This window comes from Ruegeria spongiae, assembly GCF_023502395.1.
Lineage (GTDB): Bacteria > Pseudomonadota > Alphaproteobacteria > Rhodobacterales > Rhodobacteraceae > Ruegeria_C > Ruegeria_C spongiae.
Map to the genome: position 1 here is coordinate 1 of NZ_JAMFMB010000072.1, position 2,182 is coordinate 2,182.

Consider the following 2,182-nt stretch of genomic DNA (forward strand, 5'->3'; position numbering starts at 1 on the left):
ATCATGATGCCAAAATGAGAACGAATCGAACTTTTCTTTCTCCCACCAAGCACTGCGTTTGATATGATACTGGTAATTGATGCTTCCGGCTTGACTTTCAACCGGCCATTTTTTCGAAGTATAGCCTTTGCTCCGGGGAACAACCGCGGAGATATGACCGGACCGTTTTCTGTTCTTGCGCCGCGCCACAATAATACAGACAGAACCGTCGTCCGCTCGGCCTTGCAAGTTCATAATTTGTTTTTCTCTTTTCCAGTTGAATTCAGAGCCGTAATTCTCGAGCCAGTCGTGCAGGCTATTTGCATTCAGCTCGCTGACCGTTTTTCCATACTCTTCGCGTATGGATTTTCCATTTGATATATCTTGCAATGCATCTTTGTCCCACCAGACTCTTGGGATATAAGTGCCGCACAAATAAGCGAAGTCATGCGCATAAATATTGCAATATGTTTTGCCTGCCGCTGGGAGGTATCGAATGGATGTCTTCGACATCTAGATAGTCAATGACGTCATGAATTTCTCTAATTTTATTCTTTTTTGAATTTGATATTCGCCGCGGTGCAAACGCGTCATTGATACTGTGGGCTCTACGCTTGCTTTCATTGTCAACAGAGTGTTTTGTGGCAAGGATGGCTTTTTGCATTGGTACTCTCCCTTCGAATTCAATAAGTGCCCCAAAACGACTACCTTAAAGGAATGGGAAGTCTGTCGTATTCAGTTAGTAGATATTATTGGGTTTGTTTGTTGCGGACGCAATCTGCGACACGTTGAGCTAGTATTTCACTTTCAGTAACCTGATTGCCAACGGAATTTGAGCGCAACCGGGCAGCTGTCGCCACGCCAGCTTCCGCCTCAAAATTTTCTTTGACGCAGTCACTTCCGGCCAACAATTCTGCTGCACGGCCAGTAGCCATAAATTGGCTCACCGTGAGCCTCGTGCCGTCGACTTGGCCCGCATCCCCGTCCACCGAAACAGCTGCGAGAACAGAAGATGTCGTTCCGGCGCCGATTTCATCGGGGGAAAGCGGTATAGTTGCTGCTTCTCGTCTTTTGTAGCCGAATACTACATTGGGCAACCCTTGACCTTCGACAGAAGCATTCAAGCCGACATTTGTAGATGTGCCGAATATCAATACTGTGCGTTTGTCTTTTGCCGGTAGATTCCCGGCAGGTTTGGCTGTGGCACTATCACCGGCCACAATGTCTGCTGCTGTGCCAGTGGCAAATACTTGGTGTACTTTCGGATCGAACGGATTGCCGTTGGTACTGAGGCTCGCCACGACCGAAGGCACTGCGCCGGTATCTGGGTTATTTGGTGCTACGACCATTTCAGTTCGATCATAGCCTATATTGACCTGACCGATGGCGGGATCGGCGCTAATCGCAATTTCTGTTGAAGTTGTAAGCGTGAGGCGTTCACTGCTTCCGCAAGCAACCAATAAAAGTGAGGCAAGAGCAGCACACAAAGCGGTCTTCACAATATTTCCCCTTCATTCGATTGGATCACCTAGAATCATACAATTGTCTCTGATTCGAACATGCTTCAGCGATTGATACCCAATATTTAAAGACGTTGCCTCTGGTGTTCTAAAAACAGAAGCACCGATTGTGTTAACGCCCATTGCCAGCGACCGGCATGTGTCTTCATCACTAACTTCACGCTCAATTTCCATATTCACCAGCCCTCTAACGGTAACTGAGCCATCAGGATTTTCATGCACTACAGCACAACAGGGAAGACCGGAGAGAATAGAGAAGCTAATCACTTTCCTTCTCACATAAGAATTTCCCCAAAACAACAGGCCTCTAAATTTATTCCACAATTTGTTTTACCAGACTAAGAAGTGGGAATACCTATACCGACGTTCCGCGACGCGCGCGATCGGCCACAAGTACATCCGCTGGAATCCGAAGCAGAAGAATACTGGCGAAAAAGCCAATCCGAGATCACGGGTGCGGGGTTTACTCGTTTTCTGTCATGTGTGTGCGGCAATCGATATGGTTCCGTATGGAAGCTCCTGAAGAAACGCCTGAAAGTCAAAAATTACCAGTCTATTATTTGTATGATCCTTGATTCTGTCAATGTTCCGGGGTCAACCGCGAATCTGTCGTGTCAATCGATGCTTTGTGCGATCAGGATCAGAACCGTTTGCCATCTAACCTGATGGTAATAATAGCCCAA

General features: G+C 47.1%; 3 protein-coding genes. All 3 read right to left on the reverse strand.

Annotated elements, in window-relative coordinates; translation table 11 throughout:
• Positions 1-492, reverse strand: a 492-nt coding sequence (locus tag M3P21_RS22235) for a hypothetical protein (protein ID WP_249713697.1), incomplete at its 3' end; no start/stop codon positions are given.
• Between the two features lie 236 nt (positions 493-728).
• A complete protein-coding gene (locus tag M3P21_RS22240; protein WP_249713698.1) occupies positions 729-1,478 on the reverse strand; it encodes a hypothetical protein in 750 nt (249 codons plus the stop codon).
• 12 nt (positions 1,479-1,490) lie between these two features.
• Positions 1,491-1,766 carry a hypothetical protein gene (locus tag M3P21_RS22245; RefSeq protein WP_249713699.1) on the reverse strand — a complete coding sequence of 92 codons (276 nt, stop codon included), beginning with the start codon at positions 1,764-1,766 and terminating at the stop codon, positions 1,491-1,493.
• Positions 1,767-2,182 lie beyond the last annotated feature (416 nt).